This window comes from Serratia sp. 2C06, assembly GCF_050037615.1.
Classification (GTDB): domain Bacteria; phylum Pseudomonadota; class Gammaproteobacteria; order Enterobacterales; family Enterobacteriaceae; genus Serratia; species Serratia ureilytica.
Map to the genome: position 1 here is coordinate 3,578,069 of NZ_CP188299.1, position 23,753 is coordinate 3,601,821.

17 protein-coding genes are annotated in these 23,753 nt (G+C 59.2%); 2 read left to right on the forward strand and 15 right to left on the reverse strand.

Annotated elements, in window-relative coordinates; translation table 11 throughout:
- Positions 1-21: 21 nt before the first annotated feature.
- From ACP3TA_RS17775 to ACP3TA_RS17800, 6 genes are all read right to left on the reverse strand, one after another.
- Positions 22-1,194 (reverse strand): MFS transporter, encoded by a 1,173-nt coding sequence (locus ACP3TA_RS17775; protein WP_089197039.1) that lies wholly within the window; start codon positions 1,192-1,194, stop codon positions 22-24.
- Complete coding sequence (locus ACP3TA_RS17780) at positions 1,191-2,000, reverse strand: hypothetical protein (protein ID WP_015377860.1); 810 nt, start codon at positions 1,998-2,000, stop codon at positions 1,191-1,193. Before ACP3TA_RS17780 ends, ACP3TA_RS17775 begins: the two co-directional genes overlap by 4 nt.
- A 3-nt stretch (positions 2,001-2,003) precedes the next feature.
- Entirely contained in the window at positions 2,004-3,452 is a 1,449-nt protein-coding gene (locus tag ACP3TA_RS17785; protein ID WP_060660730.1) for a radical SAM protein, read from the reverse strand.
- Positions 3,452-4,729, reverse strand: a complete 1,278-nt coding sequence (locus ACP3TA_RS17790) for a glycosyltransferase family 2 protein (protein ID WP_033650419.1) — start codon at positions 4,727-4,729, stop codon at positions 3,452-3,454. Before ACP3TA_RS17790 ends, ACP3TA_RS17785 begins: the two co-directional genes overlap by 1 nt.
- A gap of 76 nt (positions 4,730-4,805) precedes the next feature.
- Positions 4,806-6,182, reverse strand: coding sequence for a glycosyl transferase family 2 (locus ACP3TA_RS17795; protein WP_089194737.1), 1,377 nt, complete (start codon positions 6,180-6,182; stop codon positions 4,806-4,808).
- Between the two features lie 277 nt (positions 6,183-6,459).
- The gene (locus ACP3TA_RS17800) at positions 6,460-8,565 is read right to left on the reverse strand and encodes a putative bifunctional diguanylate cyclase/phosphodiesterase (RefSeq protein ID WP_169539577.1); all 2,106 of its coding nucleotides are present in this window, start codon (positions 8,563-8,565) and stop codon (positions 6,460-6,462) included.
- 1,024 nt (positions 8,566-9,589) lie between these two features.
- Here ACP3TA_RS17800 and ACP3TA_RS17805 point away from each other — a divergent pair.
- Positions 9,590-12,520 (forward strand): autotransporter domain-containing protein, encoded by a 2,931-nt coding sequence (locus ACP3TA_RS17805; protein ID WP_338402486.1) that lies wholly within the window; start codon positions 9,590-9,592, stop codon positions 12,518-12,520.
- A 443-nt stretch (positions 12,521-12,963) separates the two neighbouring features.
- Here ACP3TA_RS17805 and ACP3TA_RS17810 read toward each other — a convergent pair whose 3' ends face one another.
- The 9 genes from ACP3TA_RS17810 to ACP3TA_RS17850 form a co-directional block, all read right to left on the reverse strand.
- Positions 12,964-15,399 carry a glucose/quinate/shikimate family membrane-bound PQQ-dependent dehydrogenase gene (locus tag ACP3TA_RS17810; protein ID WP_426784387.1) on the reverse strand — a complete coding sequence of 812 codons (2,436 nt, stop codon included), beginning with the start codon at positions 15,397-15,399 and terminating at the stop codon, positions 12,964-12,966.
- A 149-nt stretch (positions 15,400-15,548) separates the two neighbouring features.
- Positions 15,549-17,858 (reverse strand): pyrroloquinoline quinone biosynthesis protein PqqF, encoded by a 2,310-nt coding sequence (pqqF, locus tag ACP3TA_RS17815; RefSeq protein WP_206196007.1) that lies wholly within the window; start codon positions 17,856-17,858, stop codon positions 15,549-15,551.
- A gap of 2 nt (positions 17,859-17,860) precedes the next feature.
- Positions 17,861-18,997 carry a pyrroloquinoline quinone biosynthesis protein PqqE gene (gene pqqE, locus ACP3TA_RS17820; protein ID WP_033643058.1) on the reverse strand — a complete coding sequence of 379 codons (1,137 nt, stop codon included), beginning with the start codon at positions 18,995-18,997 and terminating at the stop codon, positions 17,861-17,863.
- A complete protein-coding gene (pqqD, locus tag ACP3TA_RS17825) occupies positions 18,990-19,268 on the reverse strand; it encodes a pyrroloquinoline quinone biosynthesis peptide chaperone PqqD (RefSeq protein WP_033643059.1) in 279 nt (92 codons plus the stop codon). Before pqqD ends, pqqE begins: the two co-directional genes overlap by 8 nt.
- Positions 19,268-20,023 carry a pyrroloquinoline-quinone synthase PqqC gene (pqqC, locus tag ACP3TA_RS17830; protein ID WP_089194742.1) on the reverse strand — a complete coding sequence of 252 codons (756 nt, stop codon included), beginning with the start codon at positions 20,021-20,023 and terminating at the stop codon, positions 19,268-19,270. Before pqqC ends, pqqD begins: the two co-directional genes overlap by 1 nt.
- Before the next feature lie 9 nt (positions 20,024-20,032).
- Positions 20,033-20,944 carry a pyrroloquinoline quinone biosynthesis protein PqqB gene (pqqB, locus tag ACP3TA_RS17835; protein WP_033643061.1) on the reverse strand — a complete coding sequence of 304 codons (912 nt, stop codon included), beginning with the start codon at positions 20,942-20,944 and terminating at the stop codon, positions 20,033-20,035.
- 58 nt (positions 20,945-21,002) lie between these two features.
- Positions 21,003-21,080, reverse strand: coding sequence for a pyrroloquinoline quinone precursor peptide PqqA (pqqA, locus tag ACP3TA_RS17840; protein WP_004937827.1), 78 nt, complete (start codon positions 21,078-21,080; stop codon positions 21,003-21,005).
- A 117-nt stretch (positions 21,081-21,197) separates the two neighbouring features.
- Entirely contained in the window at positions 21,198-22,247 is a 1,050-nt protein-coding gene (locus ACP3TA_RS17845) for a dipeptidase (protein ID WP_099783079.1), read from the reverse strand.
- Positions 22,248-22,328: 81 nt separating this feature from the next.
- Positions 22,329-22,991 carry an O-methyltransferase gene (locus tag ACP3TA_RS17850; protein WP_206196006.1) on the reverse strand — a complete coding sequence of 221 codons (663 nt, stop codon included), beginning with the start codon at positions 22,989-22,991 and terminating at the stop codon, positions 22,329-22,331.
- A gap of 93 nt (positions 22,992-23,084) precedes the next feature.
- On the opposite strand from ACP3TA_RS17850, the gene ACP3TA_RS17855 reads away from it, so the two are divergent.
- Positions 23,085-23,726 carry a TetR family transcriptional regulator gene (locus ACP3TA_RS17855; RefSeq protein ID WP_033643065.1) on the forward strand — a complete coding sequence of 214 codons (642 nt, stop codon included), beginning with the start codon at positions 23,085-23,087 and terminating at the stop codon, positions 23,724-23,726.
- Positions 23,727-23,753: the final 27 nt, after the last annotated feature.

Consider the following 23,753-nt stretch of genomic DNA (forward strand, 5'->3'; position numbering starts at 1 on the left):
AAACGATCCTCGCAAGTTAAGTTAGTGAGATGTGTTCGTCACGGCTTTGGCGCTGATGCTGACCAGCAACAGGCACAGCAGCGTGCAGCCGAACGCCAGGGCCAGGCTGGTGTAATTGGCGATAAAACCGATCAGCGCCGGGCCGGTTAATAAGCCGAGATAGCCGACCAGCGTCACGGCCGGAAACGCCTGGCCGGGCGGTACCTGTTTTTGATTGCCGACGGCGTTGAACAGAATGGGAACGATGTTGGCGATGCCCAGGCCGGCGAGCATCAACCCGCCAAAGGCGGCCGATGCCAGAGGGACGGTGACGGTCAACAGCACGCCTGCCGCGGCGCACAGGCTGCCGAGCAGCAGAGTGCGGTAGCGCCCGACGGCGCCGATCAGCCTGTCGCCATACAGCCGCCCGCAGGCCACGGCGACGGCGTACAGCGTGAACCCGATCCCCGCCTGCGATTTGGCCACGCCGCGCTCGGCATGCAGGAATAATGCCGACCAGTCGAGCATCGCCCCCTCGGTCAGGAACACGAAGAAACAGAGCAGGGCGATAAACAGGATCTTGCCGTGGGCCAGCGCCCACCGCGCGCCGCCCCGTCGCCGCTCGCCGATGCCGCCGTGCGCCAGTAAATCGCCGGCGACGATCAGCAGCAGGATCGCGATGAGGAGGGCGATCAGGCCGATGGCCTGGACCGGGGCGAGGCCCGCCAGCAGCAACAGACTGACGCCGCCGGCGCCGGCAATGCCGCCAAGGCTGTAGAAGCCATGAAAACCGGACATTTTCGCCTGGCCGCTCTCCCGCTCGACGATTATCGCCTGTGAGTTCATCGCCACATCCATGATGCCGTTGACGGCGCCAAATACCCCCAATGCCGCCCCCATCAACAGCGGAGCATCGAGTAACGCCAACAGCGGCAAGTCGATGCACAGCAAGGCGCCAGCGCCCAGCAACACGGCGCGGCACCCCAGTTTGGCGATCAGATACCCGGCGAAGGGCATGATCGCCATGGAGCCGGCGGCGAGGCAAAACAGCAGCAAACCGAGCGCGCCGTCATCGATGCCCAATCGCGCTTTCACGAAAGGGATCAACGGCGCCCAGGCGGCCATGCCCAACCCGGCGAGGAAGAAGATCGCTCGGGTGGCGATTTGCCGGCGATGATTCTCTGCGGCCTCGCCGGTTAGCCAAGGTAGCATCATGACGATCGGCTCTGCGCGACGGACAGATAATCGGTATAAATCTGCGGTGAACCGGAAAATGACGCCAGTTGCTTCCACTCTTCATACATTTGCTTGGTGTCGCGATGCGCTTTGGCGAAGGTTGCCGCTTCGGCGGTGGCGATATCGGGCTCCGGATAGAACACGTCCAGCGCCGCCAGGCTGACGATTTCCATCATCACCGCGTACTGATCGAGCCGATTGCCGCGCTCTCCCTTCAGCAAGTGAAACTTCCAGCCCGGATAATCCTCAATGCGATGGTGATTTTCGGCGATAAAGCGTTCGAATTGCGCCGGGGTCACGCCTTCGCGCAGCGCCAGATTGTGGATGCCGATAATGCGCGCCTCGGGCGGTTCGCCCGGCCGTTCCCGGTAGCGCGGGCCGGGCGGCACGTCGCTTTTTCTGTTCTCAGCCAGCAGGCGATAATCGCTGAACAGCGTCGGCAGCAGGCTGTAGGTGCCCAGTTTTCGCCACTCGGCGAGGATTTCCTGCGCGGCGGCATGCCGCCGCCAGAATTCGTGCGCGTGCGCCGTTCGCTGCCCGGTGGCGGTGACGTAACGATCGCGCTGCTCGGCGCTGTCAATCTCGTACAGCATCAGGTATTGCCCGACGCGTTCGCCGCGCAGGCCGCGCAGCAACGTCCAGCGCCAGCCGGGATAACAGGGGATATGCACGCCTTGTTCGCGCACGAAGGTTTCAAACTGTTGTGGCGTGACGCCGGCTTCGGTATCGATGCCGATGTAATAGAAGCTGAATACCGGTTTGGGATCGGAGACTGTCGTCGTCATCTTTCACTCCTGATTGGCGAATGCGGCGGAAAATTGGGTATTGATAATGGCTTCGACCAGCGTGACGCCGATGGGCGTGAGCGTCACGCACGGACCATCGACGGTGACCAGCGCTTTATCTACCAGGATTTTCAACGTGCGGCGGATGACCGGGTTAGCAAACAGGCTGTTGCCGTCAAAGCGCCGTTTAAACACCCGATCGTCCACCGGCAGCAAGGTGGAGAGCGCCATTTTGAAGGCGTTCACTTCACGCTGGATCGGGGAGAAACCGCGGCTTTCCTCGATGGGCAGGCGGTCTTGGTTGAGCGCCTCCTTGTACTTCTTGTAACCGGTGATGTTGATGGCTTCGGATCGCGTCGATTTGGAGCTGCCGCCCAAACCGATCGCCACTTCCGGATACTGCTTGTCGAGATCGGTGATGAGCGATTTCCACTTTTCCGGCTGTTGATCATTGCGGTGAAAGTACATGGTGGGGTGTTCGGTATAGCCGCCATTCAGGTAGTTCTCGACCAGCTCGCGCATTTGGTACTGCTTGCCCAGCCCAGGGAAGCGCAGGTTGTTGATGCTGATCAGCCCCTTTTTCTGCCACAGGCTTTCGCGCTCGCCCGAGACGCCGGTGCGATTTTTAATAAACTCATCCATGTGCAGCTTGGTGCAGACGACGTGCGACAGATTCAGCTCGAGGGTTTTTTCCATGTCGTATTTCACGTCGTCCACGCTTTGGCCCAGCATGCCGTAAATGAGATCCACGCTGACCCAATCAATGCCGAGCGCGCGCGCATGATGAATGGTCTCCACGCACTCTTCGGCCGAGTGCATGCGCCCGCAGGCGGTGATGATGTCGTCATTAAAGGATTGGGTGCCGAAACTGATTTTGCTGAAGCCGAGCTCTTTCAGCAGCGCCAGATAGGCTTTGTTCAGGGTGCCGGGCTCCCCTTCGAAGCGCAGGGTGGCGTTGGTGAAGTTAAAGTGGCTGAAGTAGAAGGCCATCATGCGGCGCAGTTCCGGCTCCGGCAGCAAGGACGGCGTGCCGCCAAAGACGTTGAATTCACCGATTTCCACTTCGGCCAGGCTGGGCACGCGCGCCAGCCACATTTGCGCCTCCTTGATGTTGAAATCGACCAAATCGCGGAATACCGCCTGAGAGGCGGGCGCCTTGGGATTGAGGATCACCGTGGGGTACTGACAAAAATGGCAGCGATAGCGGCAGGTCGGGATATAGGCCCAGAGGTGGATTTTGCCCGCCTGGCGAATGTCAGCCTCCATATCGGCAAAAAACGCGGCCAGCGGGTAGTCGACGAGATCGCCGGGGAACACGTGACAGCCGAACGGATCCTTATGGACGTACTCCAGAAAGGCCCGGTTTTCCGGTTGCGCCAGGAACGCGTTCACCCGCGGCGTGGGATAGTTTTCATCGATATCCAGCAATGAGTGCAAGGCTTCGTCGTTCATCAGAAGACCCCCCCGTTGCCGAAATAGTTGTGGGCTTCGCCGGACTCGCGGTCTTCACAGAAGTAATAAACAAAGCGGGTGAAATCCTCGTCTTTGACCGTATCGAAGCAGGCCGGCAATGCGGGCGGGAAGCCGATATCGTCACCGACGGCGCGCCGCATGGCGGCAAACAGCGCATCGCGAAATTCGAGGTAGAGCCGATAGGCGGGGGTTTTATAGGCATGGATCGGTTTGAAATCGATGAGGCGCATCTCGTGTTTCAGCTCGTGAATGCGGCGGTAGAGGCTGTCGGCCAGCGGGCCGGAGAAGAAATCGCGCACTTCGCTGTTTTCCAACAGCAGATACGGATTGAGCAGCACCGGCAGTAAGATATTCTTTGGCGTGTAGTCCTTGACCGAGTAGTCCCAGGCCAGTTTCGCCTCCGCCGGCGTGGCGTCCGCCAGCGCGGTTTTCTGCCGCTCAACGTCCGGCCGGACGTCCTTCATGATAATGATGCCGTCCTTGCCGTAGGCGATGCCGTTGATCACCTCATCGAGAATGGTGTCCACCCGGCGGCTGTTGATCTCAACGTAAGCATGGCGAGCGTAAACCGGCTTGCCGCCGTAGGCGATGACCTTAATGCCGAAGTCCCAGTCGTCGGACAGGTGTTCCACAAAGCGGCCATGGTTGAGCTGGTAGAAGATTTCGATGCCGCCTACCGCGTCATACAGGCTGCGCTCCACCCCGAACCCTTTGCCGTCGGGGAAGCCGCCGAACAGGGAGAACGAAAATTCGCGCAGACGCAGCGTTTTTTGGATCTCGCGGAACAGGTTGGGGCGGTGCTCAAACTCTGCGGGAGGGTAGTAATAGTTGCAGGTGCCCAGGTCGCCTTGTTGCTCGATCATGGTATTCACCAGCTCGTAAAGCCAAAATGCATCCACGGTGCAATCGGCATCGGCGGAAACGATATAGTGCTTGCGTTTATTTCCCAGCCGGCTGTCGCGGGCTTTAGAACGCAGCGACGCATAGTCCATGCCGCGTTTTCTGGCCGAGGAGACACCCTGCACCGTTTCGGCGATAACATGAATGGCCATAGCCGGATGCCTTTCACTAAACGCGTTTATTTTAGCGACGGAATCATCGGTGGAGTTGTTATCAACGACAATCAGTTCGTAAGTGTCGTGGGTGATTAATTCATTCTTGGTGTGCTGATTGAACAGCGAAAGTAAAACCGCCTCAATACGGTCGCTTTCATTATAAACGGGCAGTACGACAGACACAAAAACAGTATCACGCATAGATCCTCCAAGAGCTAATGAAAGTCCACAGTTAGAAATGGCTTGTCTGAAAGTTAAATTTCACGTCATTCGATGATTAGCTGATATTTAAGAACTCCATGACGTTGTTGGATAAAATCCGCTTGCCCAGCGCGTAATTCTTTTCCGCCACGCGCTTCATCTTCTCCTTGTTATTAATGAACCGGTAGACTTCCTGGATGAATTCGTCGTTCGGCGGCCCATCCTGTAACTCGGAGATCGGCATGACGGGCGCTTCAAACCCATGCCGGCCGTAGACTTCGTGATAATATTCGTAGCGAGTGGTGATATAGCAACGGCGGCAACTGATCGCTTCGCCGATAGGATTGCCATAGCTATCATAATCATACGAGGTGAGAAAAGAGACCAGGTCGCAAGAGTGATAGAGGTCCTCTATGCAAAACGCGTCGTTTTCCGAGCGCATATCGACATGAGGAAGCATGCCGACGAATTTGACATAGGGGAGAACATTCAGTTCCTGCGCCAATTTGGCGAGTTGCAGATAACATGACGGATTTTCATATTCATTGCCGGCGATCGCCAAATAGGCGCGTCGCGTGTTGTGGTCGCGGATAAATAAATCGTTCAGCCGGCTGATCAGAATAATATCACGGTCCAATCTTTTCTGAGGGATGATGCGGGTGGTTCTGGCAATGAGAAGATCATTGTCGCGAATATTCATCTGCTTTCTGACATTCGTTCTTTCGTGACTGTCCGAGAAGTCATAGGTATTTTTCTTTACCTCGACATGGACATCATGATTGCACCAGGCCTCCAGCTTTTGCTTCAGATCGTGATTGAGCGTGACATAGGTAATGTATTTTGAAGGGATAGGTTTGATGGCGTGAGAATAAGGTGGCGGGCCGTATTTGAGCACCTTTTTTTCGCTGTTCCACATCAGGTCATGATCGCGCCAGATGACGAAACGCGTCAGTCGATAACGTCGGCCATAATCTTCGATCGCCAGATACAGCGCTTTGGTATAGATGATGTTTTCCGGCAGCGTGCCGTTTTCCACCACCACATGGCTGATTGCGAGCGCTTCCCATTGGGCGATGAGGCGATCCGCCAGCTGCCGCGCCGTCAACGCGATGGTATGCAACAAAGCGGCTTTTTCTTGCTCGTCAATGGGCGTTTTCTGGCCGATCAACGCCGCGTGCGCGTACTCGAGAAAGGCGGGGTGGTAATCTGGAATCGACGTGATGTCGTCCAGGCGGACCAGCGTAAAGACATCGCGGTAGATGTCATGCTCATGCTGATAGGGTTTATTAAAGTTTCCCTTATCAATCTTGATGTCGTATCCCAAATCAAGATAAGAGCGAAATCCACAGGCTTGCAGTCGTTTGGCAATCTTCATTGCTTCCACCGTGATCCCCGAGACCGAGACGGCATCGAACGAAATGAACATTGCATTCTTCTCTTGCCTTTCGTGCATCGCAGTACCTCCTGCTATTATTTGTAGTGCATTGATTTAAATTAACTATTTCTTAACAAGTCTCCGGTAACGTTCCCAATTGAGTGGAAAAAGAATCGTTTTGACGCTCTGGAATACACTCAAATCTGACAGAACGGAAGCTTAACCGTTCAAAAATGTAAAGATACGTTTATGCTTTGTGAGGGCTCTCACAAATATTCCGGTGCGGGAGGCGTGAAACAAGCAGAGGAAAAGAGGGGGGACCAAGCCCCCCGAATGTGGGGCATGCGATGCCGATTTAACGATTCGCCATGCCGCCTTCGGCTGGCTGAAGTATCGCCTGCAGCAGCGTCGGCACCTGCTGGGATCCCACCGCCGGGCTGAACAAAAACCCCTGGCCGATATGGAAACCGGCTTCGCACAGCGTTTGGCGCTGCTGCTCGGTTTCCACGCCTTCGGCGATGATATCGATCGACAGCTTTTGACCGAGAATGCCGATGCTTTCCACGATCGCCAGGATCGCCGGTTCGGTGTTCATGCGTTGAATGAAGTCGCAGTCCAGCTTAATGCAGTCCAGCGGGTAGTCCATGATATGGCTGAACGAGGAGTGGCCGGTGCCGAAGTCGTCCAGCGCGATACGGATACCCATCTCTTTGAGCATGTGCAGCGCGCGCAGTACGTATTTCGAACCGTGCTTGTTGAACGCGTGTTCGGTCACTTCCAGTTCGATCAGGTGGTGGGGAATGTGGAACTTCAGCAGGCGTTGCAGGAAGGTTTCGGCGTAGTTGTCGCGTAAAAACTCGATCGGCGACACGTTCAGCGAAACGGGCCGCACTGCCACGCCGGCCGCGCGCCAGCGGGCGATATCGGCGAAGACTTTCAGCTGCATGGCTTCGCTGATTTTGGTCGCCAGTTCATAGTCGTTGAAGGCCTCGCTGACCGTCGCCGGCAGCTGTATGCCGTTTTGCGGGCAATGCCAGCGCAGCAGCGCTTCGAAGCCGACGATGCTGCCATCGGCGAGGCTGACCTTCGGCTGGTAGTTGGGGCGAATGCAATTATCGCGCACGATCTGGCGCGCGTAGTTGAGCTGACTGGCGCGGGCGCGGGCTTTGTCCATCATCTTGCTGTCGAACATGTAGACGCCGCCGCGGCCGCCTTCTTTCAGTTCATACAGCGCGGTATCGGCGCACTTCATCAGCTCTGACGCATCGCGGGCATCTTTGGGATAGATGGCGCCACCGATGCTCATGCCGCAATGCAACGTCTTGCCGCCGTGGGTGATCGGCGTCTCCAGCTGCAGCAGAAACTTGTTGGCGATGCGGAAAATATCCTGCTCGTTTTCGACGTCGCTGATCACGACGGCGAACTCGTCGCCGCCGAGGCGAGAGACGAACGAATGGGTATTCATGCAGGCGCTGAGCCTTTTGCCCAGCACCCGCAGCAGATGATCGCCCGCCGCGTGGCCCAGCGTATCGTTCACCAGTTTGAAATGGTCAAGATCCAGCAGCATCAGCCCGAGCGACTTGTTGCCGTGCAGGGCGCGCTTCATCTCTTGCTTCAGCTTTTTCTTGAAGAGGCGCCGGTTGGGCAGGCCGGTCAGTTCGTCATACTCGCTGGCAAGCAGCAGGCGTTGCTCCATCACGCGCTGCGACGTCACATCCCGTGAGACGCACAAGATCTCGGCCACGGCGCCGTGCTCATCGCTGACGGGAGAGAGGATGTTGTCCCAATGCTGTTTTTTGCCCTGAGGCGTCACGCTCAATCCCGCGAAACGCGCATTCTTACCGGCTTTGACGCTGCGCAACGCTTTGCTGCCGCGGCGGCGAACTTCGGGCGACAACAGCCCCAGCCAGGGCATGCCAAACTCTTTTTGCGCCGGATCGAGGCCGAGCGCCAGGCTGCCGGAGCGGTTCATGTGGCGCAGCGTGCCGTCGCGATTGATCACTTTGATGCAGTCGACGCTGGCGTCCAGCATGTCTTGCTGGATAGAGAGCGCCTGAACGTTTTGCTGGCGTTGCAGCATTTGCGGATGGATGTCGGTGGCGGTGAGGTACCAGCTGGGCTCCAGCGCCTTGCCGTCCTGGCGGGTGTTAAACGCCAGCATAAACCACCGGTAGGCGCCGCTGCGCTCGCGCAGACGGGCTTCGCCGGCGAACGAGGAGAGGGCAACGATGGCCTGGCGCCATTGCGCGGCCAGGCGTTCGCGATCGTCAGGGTGCAGGGCCTCGAGCCAGTCTGCGGCGCCGTGCTCACCGGCGATTGCGCCGGTATAGTCGCGCCACTGCTTGTTGAAGTAACCGCCAAGGCGGTTGCCGAAGCAAATCAGACCCGGCAAGTCGTCTACGATTTCGCTGTAGAGGTCGATCGGATTTTTGTTATTTTTCTGCTCGGGCAACAGGCTCATGCGGTATTTCCTCGGAAAATTACCCATATTCTTGCTCTATAGCAGAGCCTCTTTCAATATAGTCTTGCCAATGAAAATGGGAATAGCCAGCGGGCGCGGCTAAAAATCGGCCTGGTAGCATGAAATAGATTACGCAAGAACGCATTAGGAATACTCCTGTTATTTATAAGCCCCTCTTATATTGCATCGAAAAATAAGTGCTCCGACCAGGCGGTTTAATAATCGCAAAAAAGTAATCAAACCTGATGTTTCTTTTTGAGGAAATGTTCAGTCTTTCTGCTGCTCTTTCACTCGTCATACCGCCTCTCTTATGCATCATGACTGACAAAATCCGCATGCCGGGCGGTAAAAAGCGCCATGTTATGCCCGGCTCAGCGGTGGCCGACGCACTTGTCGCCGACGTTTGCGGTGAAAGTTATGATGCAAATCAAGAAATGTTTTGTTTCATCTGTTGACACTTTGCTTACGTATAAGATAGCCTCGCGAATGAAAATCATTAACAAAACTGGATGATTGAGCGGGATGCACTCACAGCCTGATTCTCGCGCTTCGGCCGGATGGCCGAGCCGTGCCGGTATAACGGCGCCGGGTTTATCGCCGGCAAACGTACATTCGCCACCTGTCTGCACTTCTGCGCCCTAAGCGTATGGCGTGGTGACATCTTCATGTCCGCACGCCCGAATTTTTATCACTCAGCCTGTTTTATGCGGCCCGCGTCGGGCAGGCATGCGTTATCTGTCGTTTCACGATCATAGGAGGTTTCAGCGCAGTTAAAACGTCAGTTTTCTTCTGGGTATAAATAAACATGGAGCGTAAAATGATACTTAATAAAAAATTGAAGTTAGCGTATTGCGTGTTTCTGGGTTGTTATGGCTTATCTCTTCATTCATCTCTTGCTGCTTATCGGGAACCAGGGCAATTAGGTTCGCCCGACAGTTGGAAAACCGCAGAATTTAATCGCCAATGGGGGCTTGAGGCTATTTCCGCCGAGTTCGCCTATGCCAGAGGCTATACCGGAAAAGGCGTGACGATTGGCGTTATTGATGATGCCATTCTCTCTCATCCGGAATTTGCCGGTAAACTGACGCGGCTGGATAACGGCAGCTATAATTTCTCGTATGATAAACAAGATAATATGTCATTCGGCACGCATGGCACGCATGTCGCCGGTATTGCAGCCGCCAAAAGAGACGGCTCCGGTATGCATGGCGTCGCCTACGACGCGGACATTATCGGCGCCAAGTTGAACGACTTCGGCAACCGCAACGGCCGCGAAGAACTGATCCAGAGCCCAGCCCGGGTTATCAATAACAGCTGGGGGATCCCACCGGCGGTCAGAAAGGATGCCAATGGCAACACCATTTGGCTGCCGAACGGGCGGCCTGACTATGTGGCGTGGGTGAAAACCGACGTCATCAATGAAGTGATGCGCAATAAGTCCAACCTGGAATGGGGCAGCGAGCAACCCGTGCCCACCGGCGGGCACAGCGCCATGGCGACGCTGCTGCGCGCCGCCAAGCATGGCAAACTGATCGTTTTCTCGGCAGGCAATTACAATAACTACAATATTCCTGAGGCGCAAAAGTCACTTCCCTATGCTTTCCCTGAGGTATTAAACAATTATCTGATCGTGACCAATCTGAGTAATAACGATAAGTTAAGCGTTTCCTCAACCAGCTGCGGACATACGGCCAGTTTTTGCGTGTCAGCGCCAGGCAGCAGTATTTACAGCAGCGTAGGGGAGCTGGTTTCCAATACCGGCGGGGCGGTGAACCGCGAAGCCTATAATAAGGGCGAGCTGACGGTTAAACCCGATTACGGAAATATGTCGGGCACCTCAATGGCGGCGCCGCACGTCACCGGATTTGCCGCCGTATTGATGCAGCGCTTCCCTTATATGAGCGCCGCTCAAATATCCGCGGTCATCAAAACCACCGCCACCGATTTAGGCGAGGCCGGCATTGATCATTTATTCGGCTGGGGCCGCGTCAATTTACGCGATGCGATCAACGGGCCGAAGATGTTTATCACCCAAGAGGATATTCCGCAGGAATTCTATGTGCCGGGTTCCTACAGTGAAAAACAGTTTGTGGTGAATATCCCCGGTCTGGGGAATATCGTCGAAGCCGGAACCCCGGTTGAGCGGCGTTGCACGTCGGGCGAATGCGACTTCGATTCGTGGAGCAATGACATCCGCGGCCACGGCGGGTTGACCAAAACGGGCGCCGGTACGCTGGCGCTGTTAGGCAATAATACTTACAGCGGTGACACCTGGGTGAAACAGGGCGTACTGGCGATCAACGGTTCGGTGGCGTCCAATGTCTATATCGAAAATAGCGGCACGCTGGCCGGCGACGGCACGGTGGGGGCGTTCAGAGCGGTTCGGGGCGGCAGCGTGACGCCGGGAAATGGCATCGGTACGCTGCACGTGTTGCATGACGCCGTGTTTGATCGCGGCTCGCAGTATAACGTGGAGGTCGCAGACAATGGCCGCAGCGATAAAATCGAAGCGCGGCGCGCTTTCCTCTACGGCGGCAGTGTGAACGTCAGCCTGGAGCACAGCAAAAACCTGCTGTCGCAAAATGAGGCGCAAAGCCTGCTGGGCAACAAATACACCATCCTGACGACGACGGATGGCGTGACCGGCCGCTTCGAAAACGCCAATCCTTCGTATCCGTTTGTCAACGTGACGCTGGACTATCAGGGCAATGACGTTGGCCTTGGGATCACGCGCACCGCCGCCCGTTTTGACAGCCTGGCCAGCACCGAGAACGAGAAAGCGGTCGCCCGCGCGGTGGAAACGCTCAACGCCACGGAACCGGTCACGGAAACGGCCAAACGCAGCGTCGCGGCGCCTACCGCTGAAGCGCTAACCGCACTGCAGGGCGTTGAAGGCGAGGCGACAGCCGTTACCGAAGCGACGAGCCCCGTGGCCGGCCATCCGGTTTATGAAAGCTTCCTCGGCTTCACTTCGGCCAGAGAATTGCAGCAGGCGACCCGTCAACTGTCCGGCCAGATTCACGCGGATATGGCTTCCGCCCAGATCAACGAAAGCCGTAATTTGCGCGATACCGCCACCGAGCGATTGCGCCAGGCTGAAGGCCGCCGCACCGCTTCCGATATCAAAGCGGATGATAATGGCGCCTGGGCGAAACTGCTGGGCAACTGGGGGCATGCTTCCGGCAACGACAACGCCACCGGTTACCAGACATCCACCTATGGCGTGCTGTTGGGTCTGGACAGTGAACTGTTTGACGACGGCCGGCTGGGCGTGATGACCGGGTATACCCGCACGTCGCTGGATGGCGGCTATCAGTCAGATGCTCACAGCGACAACTACCATCTGGGGCTGTACGGCGACAAACGTTTCGGCGCGTTGGCGCTGCGAGCGGGCGGCACCTATACCTGGCATCGCATCGACACGTCGCGCTCGGTAAACTACGGCGCGCAGGCGGATCGCGAAAAGGCCCGCTATAACGCGCGCACCGGTCAGCTGTTTATCGAAAGCGGTTACGATTGGAGCAACGACGTGGTCAATCTTGAGCCGTTCGCCAACCTGGCGTACACCCACTATCGCAACGAGGGGATCAACGAGCAAGGCGGAGCGGCGGCGCTGCGCGGCGATAAGCAAAGTCAGTCCGCCACCGCTTCGACGCTGGGCCTGCGCGCCGATACGCAATGGCAGACCGACAGCGTGGCGATCGCGCTGCGCGGCGAGCTGGGTTGGCAACATCAGTACGGCACGCTGGAGCGTAAAATACAGCTGATGTTCAAACGCAGCGATGCGGCGTTCGACGTGAACAGCGTCCCCGTTTCCCGTGACGGGGCGGTTCTGAAGGCGGGCGTCGATGTTTGGGTTAACAAAAACGCCGTGTTGTCCCTCGGTTACGGCGGGCAATTGTCGTCCAACCATCAGGACAACAGCGTCAATGCCGGTCTGACCTGGCGCTTCTGATAGCCGTTGATCCGTTTCACGCTACTCAGCCCCCATCGCAACGATGGGGGTTTTTTATGGGGCGCGCGGAAGCGACAGGCCGGGCGGCGGTGTCTTCACAGGATAAAGGCGCGTTAGAACAGGATGTTTCTAATTCTTTTGGTTAGAAAAATTGATGATAATCATCTGAAATGACTAAAAGGATTTAGGCCGAAACATGGAATTTCTCTTCATTTTATTATTTTTTACCTTATACATATCAATTGCCTGTGAGTATCACCGGCGCCGGTGGCGCGCGCTGTATCGCCGTAAGAGAAATAAAAGAAAAGGCATGAAAATGAAACGGATGGTTAATATTCTGCTGTTCAGGCAATAAACCCAAAAAAAGGAGACGTCATGCAACGTCTCCCTCTAAATGCCCATTGAGCGCGGTGCGCCGCTTTATTTAACCGGCGTTCCGGCGATTATTTATCCAGCGCGTAGGCGATGACGTAATCACCGCGATCCGGCGACTGACGTGCGCCGCCGGCGGAAATGACGACATACTGCTTACCGGTGGTCGGCGAGACGTAACTCATCGGCGTGCCGCCGCTGCCGACCGGCAAGCGCGCTTTCCACAGCTCTTGCCCGGTGGATGAGTCAAAGGCGCGCAGATAATAATCCTGCGTACCGGCGATAAACACCAGGCCGCCTTGAGTCGCCAGCGTGCCGCCCAGCGTCGGCATGCCGATCGGCATCTGCGCGCGCATTTTGATGCCGAACGGCCCGGTATCCTGCACCGTTCCTACCGGAACCTGCCACACCACTTTGCGCGTCTGCAAATCGATGGCGGAGAGGGTGCCGAACGGCGGTTTTTGGCAAGGAATGCCCAGCGGCGACATGAAGCGATTCTTATTGACGGCATACGGCGTGCCTTTGAGCGGGACCGCGCCCATGCCGGTATTCACGGCTTCACCGCCGTTGCCGGCCGGCGCGCCTGCGTCGGCTTTCTGCGGGATCATCTGCACCCACAGGCCCAGACGCATATCGTTGGCGAAAATATAACGGTTGTTCGGATCGGTAGAGAGACCGCCCCAGTTCATGCCGCACAGCGAGCCGGGGAAGCTGAGGGAAACGTCGGTGTCCGGCGCGGTGAACAGGCCGTCATAACGCATCGATTTAAAGCTGATGCGGCACATCAATTGATCGAATGGCGTAGCGCCCCACATGTCGGACTCGCTGAGCTTCTGCGCGCCAATCTGCGGCATGCCGACGGAGAACGGCTGCGTGGCGGAATATTGCTCGCCCGGAATGGTGCGGGTCTTCACCGGCAGTTCCTTCACTTCGGTCAGCGGTTTGCCGGTATGGCGATCCAGCACAAAGATCTGCCCGCTTTTGGTGCCGATAACCAGCGCAGGGCGGGTGGTGCCGTCCTGCATCGGGAAGTCGAGCAGGCTGGGCTGCATCGGCAGATCGAAGTCCCACAGATCGTTATGCACGGTCTGATAGACCCATTTCTCTTTGCCGGTGGTCGCGTCGAGCGCCAGCACCGAGGCGCCGTATCGGTGATCCAGCGCGTTGCGGTTGGCGCCCCACAGATCGACGGAGGAGCTGCCCATCGGCAGGAAGACCGTGTTCATCGCCGGATCGTACGACATCGGCGCCCAGGAGTTCGGGGTGCTGCGCACGAAGTGTTGATCCGGTTTCAGGGCAGCGTTCGGCTGCGGATTGCCCGGGTCAAACGCCCAGCGCATTTCGCCGGTGATCACGTTGAAGCCGCGCAGCACGCCGCCGGGCATATCGGTTTGCACGTTATCGGCAACGCGCCCGCCGACCACCACGGTGGTGCCGGCCAGCGTCGGCGCTGACGTCAGTTGATATTTAGGATCGGCGGCGTCGCCCAGACCGGCCTTCAGGTCCACCACGCCCTGGTTGCCGAAGTGTTGGCAGAATTCGCCGTTGTCGGCGTTAATCGCCATCAGGCGCGCGTCGATGGTGTTCATCAATATGCGCCGTTGGCAGCTGTCGCCGGCCGCCAGCGCGACGGGCGCGGCGGGGGTTGAACCCGGCACGCTCGGCGCGGGCAACGGCTTGTTGATATCGAAGTAGGCCAGGCCGCGACAGCGGTTCCATACCTGCGACTTGGCGTTGACTTCTCGCCGCCAAATTTCTTTGCCGCTGTCGGCGTCGACGGCGATCACATTGTTATGCGGCGTGCACAGGAAAATGCGGTTGCCGATTTGCAGCGGCGTTTGCTGATCTTCCGCGCCGTTGCCATCGGGACTGATAGGGATGTCACCCGTATGGAACGTCCAGGCGACTTTCAGCTCCCGCACGTTATCGCGGGTGATCTGATTCAGCGCGACGAAACGGCTGCCGCCCGGCGTATTGCCGTAGTTATCCCAATCTTTCTGCTGTTGCGCTTTATCAACCGGGATCAGCGGCAGCGGCTGGCCGCTGAAGGCAACGGTGGGATGCGGCTGGAACATTTGGATAAAGGCGCCGACCATGCCGACCGCCAGCAAGGCGGAGAGCAGGTAAGCCGGCTTGGCCAACGGCGCTTTGCCTTCGCGCTTGCGCAGCGCCGGCCAGGTGAGGAAGGCCAGCAGCATCAGGCCGGTCGGCACCATCAGGCGGGAAATCAACGGCCAGAAATCAAAACCGGCGTCCAACGGCGCCCAAATGACGGTGCTGATGAACACCGCCAGGAACAGCCAAACCGCTGAGGACTTGCGGCGGAAAAACTGAATGGCCGACAGCAGGATGACGAGGCCGGCAATCAGGAAGTAGGCGCTGCCGCCCAGCGAGAGCAGTTTGCCGCCGGCGACGGTGAAGAACAGGCCGGTGGCGGCCAGGATGATGCCCAACAGGCAACACCACAGCGTAAGTTTTATGCCCGAACGTGCATTGGCATCTGACATTGAATAATCTCCAATAACATACTGATTCTTAAAGGTGAAAAGGTCGTTATTGGCGACTATTGTAACATTGATGGAGGTGCGCTTGTTAAGGATATGTAACTGCATTTATGAGGGAAAAGCCGACGTTATCGGCACAACCTCGGTTTGGCTTAGAGGAATATCCGTTTCTGCCAGTGTACGAGCTGCGCGGCAGGCAGAGAGGCAACCTGCGCCACCCGGTGGCGATTTTCCAGGGCGATTTCCCGGGCGCGTTGCAACGGCTCGGCGCTGAGGCGCTGCACGCTTTGCCGCAGCGCCTGTTGCGCCAGCGCCAGTTCGCCGGCGCCGAGGTGCGCCAGTTCATGGCACATCTGCAGCAAGAATTCGTCGGTTAACTGCCGCAGCTGCGCAACGGCGAACGTCGGGGATTGCAGTGCAAACAGCAGGCCTTCGGCATCGGCGCTGCGATGAAAGGCGCATTGCACCACGTAACCCACGTTGCGCTCGACGCGCAACTGCTGGAAGTAACGCGGCGCGTAAAGCCGGGCCAGCACGCGCAGCGCCCAACGCCCTTCGGCTTCGTCGTTCGGCAGCGGGTAAAATTGCAGCAAGGCGTGTTCTGCGCCGCTTTCCGTCAGGGTGACGGGGTGGTGATGCAGAGGCGCCGGCCGCTGAGCCTCGTCGGTTATGGGAAAAGGAAAGTCATACAGCAAATGCGACAGCCGCCGTTTTAACTCGCCGTCGCCGCCGACCAGGGTGGCATGCCAGAGTGGGGCCGTTGCCGTTGATACGCTCAACGCCGCCGGCAATTGGGCTAACAGGCGGCGAATGGCGATATCGTTTTGCGCTTTGAGCTGCGCGTGGCGCAGGTTTCTCGCCGCCTCGTTGATGACGGCCGGCGGCAGCGCCGCCAGGGCTCGATTCACGACGTTCAGACCGTGGCAGATCAGCGCTGCGCTGCCCGCCAGCTGTAACAACCACACGCCCTGGTGGCGCTCGAAGCTTAAATGTCCCTCCCGATGGGCTAACTCGGCCGCTCCAGGGCGCAATGCCGCCTGCAAACCACAGGCCTGTTCTTCGCTGAGAGCGCCATGCGGCGATGGGCGCAGCAGCAGCACCGGCTGCGCTTCGTCGGGGTGCAGATGCCGCAGCGGCGCCTGGCCGGCCGGCAGGGGCGGGATCGGCAGCGCCGCCGAGGTGGAGAAAAAGCGGAAAGGATCTATTGTGGGCGTCGGCACGGTGCGGACGAAGGGCGCGAGCGCCAACGGCAGCCCTTGAATTTCACGCGTTTCACCGCCTCCCTCAGGCAGCATGGCCAGACGGCGATGCGGCGCGCTAATCAGCGCCGAAATATGCCGTGGCCAATCGTCGTTCGGCTCCACCGGCGGCAGCCCAAATGCTCTGGCGCGCAACTGATCGAGCGGCGCCAAACGGTGGAAATCGCGGTTTGCCAGTTGCCCGAAATGCGCAAGCTGAGCCGGTGTCAGCGCGATAAGCGCCTGCAACCAGGCCAGCAAGGCGCTTTCGATGTGGGCGGCTTCAGACGCCGAGCCGTGATTGACGGTAAAAATAAAACTCAGCAGGGCGCTGTTTTCAGCGCAGCGGGCGTAATCCAGCCTAACGGCGTCGGCCCACGCGTGAGCGCGCAGCCGTGCCAGCAGCCCGCCAGGGGCTTCGTCCAGCAATAAACGCTCCAGCCGCCGCAGCCAGCCGCGTGAACGGGAGTGCGGCAGGGCAAACACCAACCGCAGCTGCGGCGCGCCGGGGAGAGACAGCGTGTAATCTTGCCCGGCGGCCAGCGGCGGCAATGCCTCGGGCGGCGCGACGCTGCCCGGCGGCAAGGCGCCGCCGTAGCGCTGCGCCAGCGCATGCAACTGCTCGAGCGATTGCGGGCCTTGCAGCCACAGCGTGATGTTCGGCGCGCGGTAATAGTAGTGGTGAAACTGCCGCAGCACCCGCTGCAACGCGGGAATATCGCTGCCGAAAGCGGCGCGGCTGCCGATATGAAAGCGGTGCAACGCGTCAATGCCGCTGAACATCTGCCGCTGCGCCGCTTCGCAGCGGGTTTCAACGTCGGCGCGCAGCAGGCGATATTCGGCGTCGATGACCTCGATCTCCTGGGCGATTGCCTCAGCCGCCAGCTGTGGGACGGCGAGCATATCGATCAGCCTGGCCAACCCCTCCGCCAGCTGTTCGGCGCCCACCTCAAAGAAAAACGCGGTTTGCGTGGCCTGGGTCGTGGCGTTTAACCGGCCGCCGACCGCCGGCGTCCAGCCCATCAGCCCATCCTGCGCGCTAAAGTTCACGCTGCCGCGAAACAGCATATGCTCCAGCAGATGCGCCAGGCCCGGCCAGGCGGCAGGCGCCTGAAAGCTGCCCGCCTCGATGCGCACCAGCGCGGCGGCGGCCTCGGCGTCAGGGGTGCTAATCGCCCTGACGGCCAAACCGTTATCGAGCTGCCACGAGGCGGCGAGTGTCATCGTCAGCCCTTGAAGATCAATCGGGAGTTGGTCTGATTGCGAAAACGCAGCTGATCGATGCCGATCTGCGAGCGATTCGCCGCTTCACGCGCCGCCAGAATGGTGCCGTGGTGCGGCGACTTGCCGCACACCGGATCGGCGTTGTCGGCGTCGCCGGTCAGCATGAACGCCTGGCAGCGGCAGCCGCCGTAGTCTTTCTCTTTCTCCGAACAGGAACGGCAGGGCTCAGGCATCCAGTCATAGCCGCGATAGCGGTTAAAGCCGAAGGAGTGATACCAGATATGCTGCAGATCGTGCTCCAGCACCGACGGAAAGGCGATCGGCAACTGGCGGGCGCTGTGACAGGGTAACGCCATGCCTTCCGGCGTCACGCTCATGAAAATAGCCCCCCAACCGCCCATGCAGCCTTTGGGGCGTTCCTCATAGTAATCCGGCGTGACGAACAGCAGGTTGGCCAGCTTGCCGTCGGCAGCCATGCGCTCGCGATAGCGTTTCACCACGGCTTCCGCATCGGCGATCTGTTCGCGGGTCGGCAGCAGGCCTTCACGGTTCAGGTGCGCCCAGCCGTAGAACTGGCAGGTCGCCAGCTCGACGTCGTCGGCATCCAGCTGGATCGCCAGTTCGATGATGCGGTCGATCTGGCCGATATTATGGCGATGCAAGACGAAGTTGAGCACCATCGGATAGCCGAGCGCCTTGACCGCCTTGGCCATCGCCAGCTTCTGCTGAAACGCCTTGGCGGAGCCCGCCAGTGCGGCGTTCAGCGTTTCATCGCTGGCCTGAAAACTGATCTGAATATGATCCAGCCCGGCATCGGCGAAAGTCTGCAGCTTTTTCTCGGTCAGGCCGATGCCGGAGGTGATCAGGTTGGTGTAAAACCCGAGATCGCGCGCGGCGGCGATCAGCTCGGGCAGGTCTTTACGCACCAACGGCTCGCCGCCGGAGAAACCGAGCTGTACGCTGCCCATCGCCCGCGCCTGGCGAAACACCGCGATCCATTGCTCGGTCGTCAGCTCTTTTTCCTGCGCGGCAAAGTCGAGCGGGTTGGAGCAATAGGGGCACTGCAGCGGGCAGCGATAGGTCAGCTCCGCCAGCAGCCAGAGCGGCGGATTTACCGCCGGCGCGCGTGGCTCAGTCACGGAAGGTCACCCATTTTTGTTCGTAGGCGCGCTGGAAAAACGCCAGCACGTCGTCCGCCAGCCCCTCGGCGCCGGGGAAGCGGGCGTTCAGCTGCGCGATGATGCCGTTCAGCGTGGTGTTACCGTCAACCAGCTGCAGGATAGCGGCGGCGCTGTCGTTCAGTTTGGCCATGCCTTCCGGGTAGAGGATCACGTGGCTGTTTTGCACCTGCTCCCATTGCAGGCGGTAGCCGCGGCGGAAGACGGGGGTGTGTTCAGGATTCAGTGTCATTACACCAGCCTCTGATTGTGCCAGACCCGCGCGGCGGTCACGCTGTGGTAAGGCGGGCGGTTCAGGGTATAGGCCATGCTCATGGCGTCCAGCATGCTCCACAAAATATCCAGCTTGAACTGCAGGATTTCCAGCATGCGCTGCTGTTTTTCAACGGTATCGCAATAGTCCAGCGCCAGCGCCAGCCCGTGCTCCACGTCGCGGTTGGCCTGGCCGAGGCGACTGCGGAAATAGTCGTAGCCGGCGGCGTCAATCCACGGGTAGTGCTGCGGCCAGCTGTCGAGGCGCGACTGGTGGATCTGCGGCGCGAACAGTTCGGTCAGCGAGCTGCAGGCCGCTTCCTGCCAACAGGCGCGGCGCGCGAAGTTGACGTAGGCATCCACCGCGAAACGCACGCCGGGCAGCACCAGTTGCTCGGATAGCAGGGCGTCGCGCTGCAGCCCAACCGCCTCGCCGAGGCGCAGCCAGGCCTCGATGCCGCCTTCGCTGCCGCCGTAACCGTCGTGATCCAGAATGCGCTGCACCCATTTGCGACGGGTTTCCGGCTGCGGGCAGTTGGCCATGATCGCCGCATCCTTGATCGGAATGCTGGTCTGATAGTAGAAACGGTTGGCCACCCAGCCCTGGATCTGCTCACGGGTCGCTTCGCCGTTGTGCATCGCGATGTGATACGGGTGGTGGATATGATAATAAGCGCCTTTGGCGCGCAGCGCCGCTTCAAATGCCTGCGGAGTCAGGGGGAGTGGTTGCGTCATGGCGATTCCCTACAGTTCGATATTCATGCCGTCCCAGCTCACTTCGATGCCGGCGGCGCTCAGGCTCTGCCGTTCCGCGGAGTCTTCATTGAGGATCGGGTTGGTATTGTTAATGTGGATCAAGATCTTGCGTTTGGCGGGCAAGGTGCTGAGCAAGGCCGCCAGCCCGTGCTCTTCCGCCAGTGCCAGGTGCCCCATGTCTTTGCCGGTATTGCGCCCCACGCCGGCGTTGGCTAGCTCGTTGTCGCGCCAGAGCGTGCCGTCGATCAGCAGGCAATCCGCCCGGCGCAGCCAGGGCATCAAAGCCTCGTCCGGCTCACCCAGGCCCGGCGCGTACAGCAGACCGACCCCGCGCGCGGTATCTTCGATAAACAGCGCCACGTTGTGGCCCGGCAGCGGGCGATCGCGGTACGGCGAATAGGGCGGCGCGTTGCTGAGCAGCGGAATGGCGGTGAAGCGCACGTTTGGGCAGACCGCCGTGTGGAACGGTTCGCCGGGCGTCACAGGGTGATGGATTAACCCGCCGTTCCAGTGAGAGAGCATGGGAAACACAGGGAAACCGGTGCTGAGATCGTCGTGCACTTCGGGGGTGCACCAGACCTGATGCGGGCAGCCCTCACGCAAATTGAGCAAGCCCGCGCTGTGATCGATCTGGCTGTCGGTCAGCACGATCGCGCCGATGCCGGTGCCGCGCAGCACGTCGGGATTGTTCAATTCGGGCGAGGCCAGCAGCTGATGGCAAATGTCCGGGGAAACGTTGCACAGCACCCAGTTTTTACCGTCGTCGCTGACGGCGATGGAAGACTGCGTGCGGCGCGTGGCGTTGATGCTGTGGCTGCGAACGCCCCGGCAGTTGTCGCAGTTGCAATTCCACTGGGGAAAGCCGCCGCCCGCTGCCGAGCCGAGAACTTTTATCTGCATGTCTGAACCAGAAAAAGAAGGAAAGAAATGCCCGCGCGAAAGGCGGGCAGACAGGCGATTAACGGTTGGAAATGTACAGCGTCACTTCCAGCCCCAGACGCAGGTCAACAAACTCAGGTTTGGTCCAGGTAGTCATAGCGGTGCTCCTTTGCATGCATCGTGATAGTTCGAAGCCAATGAGAAAAATTCGCATTCGGCTGGCTCAATGTTGACGAAATGTGACGGAGATCGCAACCGTTAAAGCGTAACCGGGTTATTCACCCCAGGTGGCGGAGAGCACGTTCAGCCAGTTGCGCCAGGTCAGCTTCTCCAGCAGCCGGTCGTCAAACCCCGCCTGCTTGAGCGCTTGCGTCAGGCGCGGCAGGCCTGCGGCGTCCTCCAACGGTTGCGGTACGTTAACCCCGTCAAAATCAGAGCCAAATCCCACGCGATCTTCACCAAGTTTAGCGATCAAATACTCAACGTGTTTAACAATTTCTGTTAAGCCGGTCGTTGCACTGTCACGTTTTCCGTCAGCCCGCAGGAAGGCGGTGCCGAAATTGACGCCGACCATACCGTCGCTCTGGGCGATAGCGTCCAGCTGCGCGTCGGTCAGGTTGCGCGGCTGCGGGCAGAGGGCGTGGGCATTGGAATGGGTGGCGACCAGCGGTGCGGTGCTCAACGCGGCGGTTTGCCAGAAGGTTTTCTCGTTCATGTGTGAGACGTCAATCATGATGCGGCGCTGGTTGCAGGCGCGGATCAGCGCTTCACCGGCCGGCGTCAGGCCGGGGCCGGTATCGGGTGATCCGGGGAACGGCCCGCTGACGCCGGTACCGAAGGCGTTCGGCAGATTCCAGAACGGCCCGATGCTGCGCACGCCCAGCCGATAGAAGGCCGCCAGCTGCGTCAGCGCCGCGTCGATCATGCCGGCACCTTCGATATGCAGCACCGCGGCGATTTGCCCGTCGAGGCGGCACTGTTCTATCTCGGTAGCCGTGCGGCAGAGACGCAACTGCCCCTGAGAGGCACGTTCCAACTGGTGCAGGATGGCTATCTGCCGTTCGGCTATCGCCAGCGGATCGAACGCGGCCTGCGCTTCCTCCAGCGTTTGATTACGCATTTGGGCGATATAGCTGACCGGAGGAATAAACACCGCGAACAGCCCGCCGCAGAATCCGCCGCGCCGCATGCGTGGAAAGTCGAGGTGGCCCGGCGTGACGTGCGAATAAAAGGCGGTGACCGGATCGTCATCGTGCTGCAGCCACAGGTTGAGCAGCAGGTCGTTATGGCCGTCGAACACCGGCCAAAGGGGGGGAAGCGTCATGGGCGTTTCACTGTGTCAGGCATCATGCACGCTATGTTGTACGATCGCGCGAGGGGGAACAACCCCCGCGCGATGAGGGATTTAAAGGCGTATCGACAGCTCGACGTCATCCGCGAACGGCGTGGAGAGATAACCCGACGCCGGAGAACGCACGCGCGCCAGATAATCTGGGCTGTCATCGGCGTTATCGGCGACGATCAGCGCGCCGGGGCGCAGACGATTTTCCAGCAGCGCGAGGATATCGGGGTAAAGTCCCTTGGCGCCGTCGAGCAACAGCAGATCGACCGTGGCCGGCAGATCGTCGCGCAGCGTTTCCAGGGCGTCGCCGACGCGGATCTCCACCAGATCGACGACGCCGCCTTCAGTCAGGTTGTTGCGCGCCTGCACCGCTTTGCTCGGTTCAAACTCGCAGGTAATCAATCGGCCGCCGCCATTATCGCGCAGTGCGGCGGCCAGGTGCAGAGTAGAAATGCCGAACGACGTGCCGAATTCGACGATGTTTTGCGCCCGGCAACCGCGCGCCAACATATACAGCAATGCGCCGGTTGCCGGCGACACGGCCAGCGGGAAATCCTTCAGGCGGTGGTAGAGTTCGCGATACTCGGTTTTGCTCTGCATCAGCCGGCTTTGCTCTGCGTCCGGCACGTCGCGGAACAGGGCGGCAAGCGCCGGCGAGCGGCGGGATGCCTGTTGAAACAGGCGGCTTAGCAGCGGCGCTAAGGGGGCAGTGGTCAGGGTACTCATGGCTAATTTCCTGTCGTAAATGGAGCGCGTTAGCGCATGCCGCTATAATATGACGAACTATTCGTATTCCTCTATTCGCATTGGCCGTCCGCTATGACTGAACGCCGCAGTAAGCAAATTTCCTCGAGAAAACAACCACAACAGGCGCGATCTGCCGAACTGGTTTCCGCCATTCTGACCGCTGCTATTCAGGTTTTGGCGCAGGAGGGGGCGGCACGTTTCACTACCGCCAGAGTGGCTGAACGTGCCGGCGTCAGCGTCGGGTCGCTTTATCAGTATTTCCCCAACAAGGCGGCAATCCTGTTTCGTTTGCAGAGCGACGAATGGCGACAGACCACCGATATGCTGAGCCGTATTTTGGCCGACCGCGAGAAAACGCCGTACGAGCGCCTGCGGTTGCTGGCGCAGGCATTTATCCGTTCGGAATGTGAAGAAGCGCAGATGCGCGTAGCGTTGAATGATGCGGCGCCGCTTTACCGAGATGCGCCGGAGGCACAGGCGGTGAAGGCGACCGGCAAGGGTATCGTGCAGGTTTTCATGTGCGAAGCGTTGCCTGATGTGCCGCCGTTCACTCGTCGGTTGGCGGGCGATCTGATCGTCGGCACGTTGGGGGCGGCGGGCAAGCAATTCTCCGAAACGCCGCGAACCGATACCGAGATCGCGTCTTATGCCGATGCGATGGCGGACATGTTCTGCGCGTATTTAGCCGATTTAAACGGGCGTGTGGCGCGGTAAGGTTCTTTGTGACATTGTCACCCACTG

Bases quoted from the DNA above. Each gene is read 5' to 3' on its own strand.
- pqqC (WP_089194742.1), bottom strand. From the start codon at position 20,023: ATGACGCAACCACTCCCCCTGACTCCGCAGGCATTTGAAGCGGCGCTG.
- ACP3TA_RS17845 (WP_099783079.1), bottom strand. From the start codon at position 22,247: ATGACGCTTCCCCCCCTTTGGCCGGTGTTCGACGGCCATAACGACCTG.
- ACP3TA_RS17795 (WP_089194737.1), bottom strand. From the start codon at position 6,182: ATGCACGAAAGGCAAGAGAAGAATGCAATGTTCATTTCGTTCGATGCC.
- ACP3TA_RS17810 (WP_426784387.1), bottom strand. From the start codon at position 15,399: ATGTCAGATGCCAATGCACGTTCGGGCATAAAACTTACGCTGTGGTGT.
- ACP3TA_RS17785 (WP_060660730.1), bottom strand. From the start codon at position 3,452: ATGAACGACGAAGCCTTGCACTCATTGCTGGATATCGATGAAAACTAT.
- pqqF (WP_206196007.1), bottom strand. From the start codon at position 17,858: ATGACACTCGCCGCCTCGTGGCAGCTCGATAACGGTTTGGCCGTCAGG.
- pqqD (WP_033643059.1), bottom strand. From the start codon at position 19,268: ATGACACTGAATCCTGAACACACCCCCGTCTTCCGCCGCGGCTACCGC.
- ACP3TA_RS17780 (WP_015377860.1), bottom strand. From the start codon at position 2,000: ATGACGACGACAGTCTCCGATCCCAAACCGGTATTCAGCTTCTATTAC.
- ACP3TA_RS17775 (WP_089197039.1), bottom strand. From the start codon at position 1,194: ATGATGCTACCTTGGCTAACCGGCGAGGCCGCAGAGAATCATCGCCGG.
- pqqA (WP_004937827.1), bottom strand. From the start codon at position 21,080: ATGACTACCTGGACCAAACCTGAGTTTGTTGACCTGCGTCTGGGGCTG.
- ACP3TA_RS17790 (WP_033650419.1), bottom strand. From the start codon at position 4,729: ATGCGTGATACTGTTTTTGTGTCTGTCGTACTGCCCGTTTATAATGAA.
- pqqB (WP_033643061.1), bottom strand. From the start codon at position 20,944: ATGCAGATAAAAGTTCTCGGCTCGGCAGCGGGCGGCGGCTTTCCCCAG.
- ACP3TA_RS17800 (WP_169539577.1), bottom strand. From the start codon at position 8,565: ATGAGCCTGTTGCCCGAGCAGAAAAATAACAAAAATCCGATCGACCTC.
- ACP3TA_RS17850 (WP_206196006.1), bottom strand. From the start codon at position 22,991: ATGAGTACCCTGACCACTGCCCCCTTAGCGCCGCTGCTAAGCCGCCTG.
- ACP3TA_RS17855 (WP_033643065.1), top strand. From the start codon at position 23,085: ATGACTGAACGCCGCAGTAAGCAAATTTCCTCGAGAAAACAACCACAA.